The organism is Phormidium sp. CCY1219 (genome assembly GCF_055795085.1).
On sequence record NZ_JAYFEQ010000774.1, the window covers coordinates 1 to 5,450 of the forward strand.

At 47.7% G+C, this 5,450-nt stretch carries 6 protein-coding genes and 1 pseudogene; 6 read left to right on the forward strand and 1 reads right to left on the reverse strand.

What is annotated here, in order from left to right; genetic code table 11:
• The first annotated feature begins 148 nt into the window (after positions 1 to 148).
• From AC0QH1_RS23390 to AC0QH1_RS23415, 6 genes are all read left to right on the forward strand, one after another.
• Positions 149 to 889, forward strand: coding sequence for a hypothetical protein (locus tag AC0QH1_RS23390; protein WP_324633783.1), 741 nt, complete (start codon positions 149 to 151; stop codon positions 887 to 889).
• A 118-nt stretch (positions 890 to 1,007) separates the two neighbouring features.
• The gene (locus AC0QH1_RS23395) at positions 1,008 to 1,871 is read left to right on the forward strand and encodes a restriction endonuclease (protein ID WP_324633784.1); all 864 of its coding nucleotides are present in this window, start codon (positions 1,008 to 1,010) and stop codon (positions 1,869 to 1,871) included.
• Between the two features lie 387 nt (positions 1,872 to 2,258).
• Entirely contained in the window at positions 2,259 to 2,393 is a 135-nt protein-coding gene (locus AC0QH1_RS23400) for a hypothetical protein (RefSeq protein ID WP_324633785.1), read from the forward strand.
• 474 nt (positions 2,394 to 2,867) lie between these two features.
• Positions 2,868 to 3,065, forward strand: coding sequence for a hypothetical protein (locus tag AC0QH1_RS23405; protein ID WP_324633787.1), 198 nt, complete (start codon positions 2,868 to 2,870; stop codon positions 3,063 to 3,065).
• The gene (locus AC0QH1_RS23410) at positions 3,062 to 3,469 is read left to right on the forward strand and encodes a type II toxin-antitoxin system VapC family toxin (RefSeq protein ID WP_324633788.1); all 408 of its coding nucleotides are present in this window, start codon (positions 3,062 to 3,064) and stop codon (positions 3,467 to 3,469) included. Before AC0QH1_RS23405 ends, AC0QH1_RS23410 begins: the two co-directional genes overlap by 4 nt.
• A 119-nt stretch (positions 3,470 to 3,588) precedes the next feature.
• Positions 3,589 to 4,614, forward strand: coding sequence for a hypothetical protein (locus AC0QH1_RS23415; RefSeq protein WP_324633789.1), 1,026 nt, complete (start codon positions 3,589 to 3,591; stop codon positions 4,612 to 4,614).
• A 56-nt stretch (positions 4,615 to 4,670) separates the two neighbouring features.
• Here AC0QH1_RS23415 and AC0QH1_RS23420 read toward each other — a convergent pair.
• Positions 4,671 to 5,450, reverse strand: a pseudogene (locus tag AC0QH1_RS23420) (WD40 repeat domain-containing protein); the annotation flags it as partial.

Below are 5,450 nucleotides of genomic sequence, written 5' to 3' on the forward strand. Positions count from 1 at the left end.
GAGGATATGATACCCCATCATATCCGAGGGGTCGCCTCACTCAAAAACGCGAAACCCAGATCTCAAAGGTCTGGGCGGAGAAGCCCGCGCCGTACCGCCTAAGTGGTCGGCGTCGGGAGTACGTCACAATAATGACAGTGTTGAGGGTATGACTATGGGTGTAGGCCGATCGCTCCTAAAACTAAGCATCGGTGGCGGCTGCGTCTTTGGTAGCCTAGCCTTTCCCCCCTTACTCGCCGGAGAAGGAATTGTTTTGGGGACAGTCTTGGCAACCACATTAGGGAGTGTCGCGGCTGGCAATACCGCCAATGCCATTGATGCCTTAATCGATGGAGGAGAGGGGGGAGTCTCCCTAGAAAATCATGATTTAACGAAGGCAGTCGGGAAAGCCATAGCCGCCGTCATCACCCTCGCAGCCAAACAATACCCAGGCAAAACCCGCCAATCTCTCGAAAAAATCGCCGCCCAAGCTAAGGATAATTGGGTCAAAATCGCCCAACAGGAACTCACCCAGCAACGTTACCCCGAACTACGAGAAGCCCAACTCGACCAATTCCTCACCCCCGAAGAATACCAACTCACCCAACAAGGCAACCTCACCGCTACCGAATGGGGGGATATTTTTATCCGCCTCAACATGGCAGCTTGTAAAGGGGGTGGCTTTCCCATTCCCGCCGAGGTGCGTCAACAAGTCGCCGATTTACTCCATACCACCTTCCCCAAAGCCTTGCGAGAAACCCTCAAAGAAGACTTTGCCAACGATGGAAAAGCCTTTGCGGGATTAACCTTGCAGTTACTGACGGGAATGCAGGCACAACTGAGTCAACTGCAAGCCAATCCAGGGGAGGTCAATGTTGAGGAATTCAGCCAAATCCTGCAACAGTTTTAGAAATTAGAAACCCAATTTACCCTTTGAGGCGGATCAGATGGAAACCTTTATCCGACGATTCTTTGCTCAGATTGATTAAAAATTGTAAGATTTACATTACATTTAAGCCCCGATTATTATGAGTGTTCAAAAATTGTCTTCCTCCTCTGTTCCGACATTTCATGCAATGTTGATTCCCACGCTGGTCGGATTAAAAAATCTGGGGGGTTCCGGCACCGTTCAAGAAATTTATGAGCAGGTGGTGCAAATTCTCAACCTGCCTGATGAAATCCTCGAAATTCCCCACGGCAAAACTTCCACCAGTGAAGTTGAGTATCGTTTAGGGTGGAGTCGTACCTATTTGAGAAAATATGGACTTTTGGAAAATTCAGCACGGGGAGTGTGGTCATTATTATCCATTGCCGATGATTTTGAGCATCTTGAGCCAAAAGAAATTGTCAAAGTTGTTCAAAAGGCGGAAAAAAGCAAAGTTGATGCTTCCGATCGCATGATAGAAACGATGGAGGAAAGCACAGAGGAACTCGAATGGCAGGATCAGTTACATGGAATGCTGTTGAATCTTGAACCTGCTGCTTTTGAGCGCTTGGTGCAACGTTTACTCCGAGAATCTGGTTTTATCCAAGTGCAAATCACAGGAAAATCAGGAGATGGGGGTATTGATGGGGTTGGGATTGCGCGGATTAATGGTTTCTTGAGCTTTCATGTTCTTTTTCAGTGTAAGCGTTATCAAGGTTCGGTCACGGCGGGTCAGATTCGAGATTTTCGGGGAGCGATGCAAGGGCGCACCGATAAAGGACTATTTGTGACGACGGGTACATTTACGCGAGATGCTGTCAAGGAAGCGACCCGTGATGGTGCGCCACCGATTGATTTAATTGATGGTGAGCAGTTGGTTCAACGGTTGAAAGAATTGAGATTGGGGGTCAAGATTACGATGATTGAGGCGGTGGAAATTGATACCGCTTGGTTTGAGAAAATCTAAAAACTTTTTGGAGTCAATCGAGAACGCATCCTGGCCATTGGATTCGCCGATTAGGAAATGCATCGATAAAATCTACGAATAAAAACTCTAATATCGTGTATTTTATAAAAATAATACTTATTATAATAAGTGCATTTAGTAAACTTATAGTCATTTCAATTGTGCTTGATACAATTGAAATGACTATACATACGTTTTTTGGATGTGTTCTGGATTGGGTATGATTATGAATAACATTTGGGTGGGGTTTGATATGGATTGTTATCCCTTTTTTATGTTTGATGTCAATCGGAATAACACACAAAATCATAACCGGTCTAAATATATTTGGCGAAGTTAGTGGTATTGTTCCATTCATAATACTATCCATCCTAGCAGGTGTTATTTTTGGTTATGTTTTTAAGCTGCTTTTTTGACTACGATATTAATCGCCTCATCCTGCAACGAGTCGGCAACCGCTACCGCTTTATCCATCGCCTCGTGCAAGAACACTTCGCCAACCTAGAAATCCAGAAGGAGTAAAACCCAATCAAAGAAAACCCTTTCTCAAAGAAACCCGGTTTCTGGCAACTTAGCTACAATAGTAATCACCCCTTTAGCCCCTCCTCAACTTAAATCAGTTTAAGGATGAGTTGGCGTAAATCAGGTATAATTAGATATTAATCACAAATCAGAGGGATTCATGCTGAACATACAACTAGACCCCGAAACCGAAGCCCGTTTAGTGGAAATTTTAGCCCAGGAAAAAACGACCAGCGATGAATTGATTAAACGCTTGTTTTATTAATGATGAGGATAACAAGAAAAAAATTAGTTTTAGGGAGAATTTTTACTATGAAAATCAAACTCAAATCAAAAACCGATCCTGAAGGTAAGTAATCATGTAGGGTGCGTTCCCAGCGATCTATAATCGATTAAGGCAGTTAGTGACGGTTGGGAACGCACCAACGATCGATCGACGAGTCAAATCAGGAGTAAACATTCAAGGAAAAAATCATGCCCATTATTAAAATTTCTAAGCAATATTTAATTGACCAAAATGAGGAATTTATTACCGTGGATGTGCCTGCTTCAGTGGTCGCGCTCTGGCAACGGGATTATGCCAAGGTTGCCAAAGCCAAGGGATTGCTAAAAGATAAGCGAGACAAAATGCGGGCGCATCTCGACACAATCCGTCAGGAGTGGGAGCGGTGAAATATCTCTACGACACCAACATTTTTATTGACTACTTGGCTGAAGAACCAGCCATCTTGCCATTTTTCTCAGAATCATTTCTCAGCCAAAATGAGGTAATTACTTCCTGCATTGTCCGAATTGAGTTGCTGAGTTTTCCAGAATTATCCAATGAAGAAGAAGCGGTCATTGCTGATTTGTTGATGCAGTTTGAACAAGTCCCCCTACTGCCCCAAATTGAAGATCGCACTATTCAATTACGGCGACATCACCGCCTCAAACTTCCCGATGCCCTGATTGCGGCAACTGCATTGCACTGCTCTGCTTGTGTGATGACTCGAAATGTGGATGATTTCAAGCGCGTGCCTGATTTAACATTGTGCAATCCCTTTGAAGGGGTGAAGGAGGGTAATGATACAGATTAACTATTCCCCACCCAACTGCACCGCCAAATCATTTGCATCGATTTCTTGAAAAAAATAGGTTCCCCAGTTCCTACATAGAAACCCGGTTTTTGGGGCAAAATAATGACAGTGTTGAGGGTATGACTATGGGTGTCGGGCGATCGCTCCTAAAATTAACTATCGGTGGCGGCTGCGTCTTTGGTAGCCTAGCCTTTCCCCCCTTACTCGCCGGAGAAGGAATTGTTTGGGGGACAGTCTTGGCAAATGCCCTAGGGAGTGTGGCTGCGGGCAATACTGCCAATGTCATTGATGCCTTAATCGATGGAGGAGAGGGGGGAGTTTCCCTAGAAAATCATGATTTAACCAAAGCAGTCGGGAAAGCCATAGCCGCCGTCATCACCCTCGCCGCCAAATCACAGCGCGGCAAAACCCGCCAACATCTCGAAAAAATCGCCGCCCAAGCCAAGGACAACTGGGTAAAAATCGCCCAACAGGAACTCACCCAGCAACGCTACCCCGAACTGCGAGAAGCCAAACTCGATCGATTCTTCACCCCGGAAGAATACCAACTCACCCAACAAGGCAACCTCACCGCTACAGAATGGGGGGATATCTTCATCCGCCTTAACATGGCAGCCTGTAAAGGGGGCGGCTTTCCGATTCCCTCCGAGGTGCGTCAACAAGTCGCCGAGTTACTCCATACCACCTTCCCCAAAGCCTTGCGAGAAACCCTCAAGGAAGACTTTGCCAAGGATGGAAAAGCCTTTGCGGGATTAACCTTGCAGTTATTGACGGGAATGCAGGCACAACTGAGCCAACTGCAAGCCAATCAAGAGGGGGTCAATGTTGAGGAGTTCAGCCAAATCCTGCAACAGTTTCAGGAATTGGAAACCCAGTTACGGGGAACGGTTGCCCAGCAGCAGGCGTTTTTTACCGATATTTCCGGCAGGATTGATTCCGGTTTTGCGGAAGTCTGTCAACGATTGGGGGTGATGGAAACCACCATCAGCGAATTGTTACAAACCCTAGAGGAACGCCTAGAGGAGTTGCGCCAAGAAGTGACGGAATTTCGTCAAGAGGTGCGGCAGGAGTTCCAGTCGCTGCACGATCGACCGGGGGGCGACAGTTCTCTAAACAGGAGTATCGCAATCGTCAAACTATCTTGACTCAGATGCGGACAGAGGTAGAAAGCCGTTTAACCCAGTCGTTACACCGGGCGGCGTTACTCAATTTGGGCAAGGAACAGCAACCCCAGCAGGTGCAACGTCCCCGCCAAATCCCCCGCCACCACCGTCACCCCATCCGGTGCAATGGCACAGCAAAGCATTTCAGCTTCCCCGGTAAACGTAGCTAACACTTCTGCACTAGCCAAATTCCACAACTTCAATGTTTTATCCGATGATGCCGATACCACTTGTTTGCCATCGGAGGCGATCGCTACTGCATTTACCGAGCCACTATGCCCTGTGAGGGTGGCGAGTTCCGTCCCCCTCTCCAAATCCCACAGTTTCAAGGTGTTATCCCCCGATGCCGAGACCGCTCGTTTCCCGTCGGGGGTAATGGCTACTGCATTTACCGAGCCACTATGCCTTGTGAGGGTGGCGAGTTCCGTCCCCCTCTCCAAATCCCACAGTTTCAGGGTTTTATCCTTGGATGCCGAGACGGCTCGTTTCCCGTCCGGGGCGATCGCGACTGCATTTACCCACGCACTATGCCCGCTGAGGGTGGCCAGTTCCATCCCGGTCTCCAAATCCCACAGTTTCAGGGTGTAATCCTCCGAATGCCCATGGAATTCTCCTCGGATCCACTCCACATCCCGCAGTTTCAGGGTTTTATTCTCCGATAGTACCGGGTCACTGTGCCCTCTGAGGGTGGCGAGTTCCATCCCGGTTTCCAAATCCCACAGTTTCAGGATTTGATCATCGGATGCCGAGACGGCTCGTTTCCCGTCGGGGGCGATCGCTACTGCTGTTACCCTCCCACCATCCTCGGTCAAGGTGGT

Bases quoted from the DNA above. Each gene is read 5' to 3' on its own strand.
- AC0QH1_RS23395 (WP_324633784.1), top strand. From the start codon at position 1,008: ATGAGTGTTCAAAAATTGTCTTCCTCCTCTGTTCCGACATTTCATGCA.
- AC0QH1_RS23405 (WP_324633787.1), top strand. From the start codon at position 2,868: ATGCCCATTATTAAAATTTCTAAGCAATATTTAATTGACCAAAATGAG.
- AC0QH1_RS23415 (WP_324633789.1), top strand. From the start codon at position 3,589: ATGACTATGGGTGTCGGGCGATCGCTCCTAAAATTAACTATCGGTGGC.
- AC0QH1_RS23390 (WP_324633783.1), top strand. From the start codon at position 149: ATGACTATGGGTGTAGGCCGATCGCTCCTAAAACTAAGCATCGGTGGC.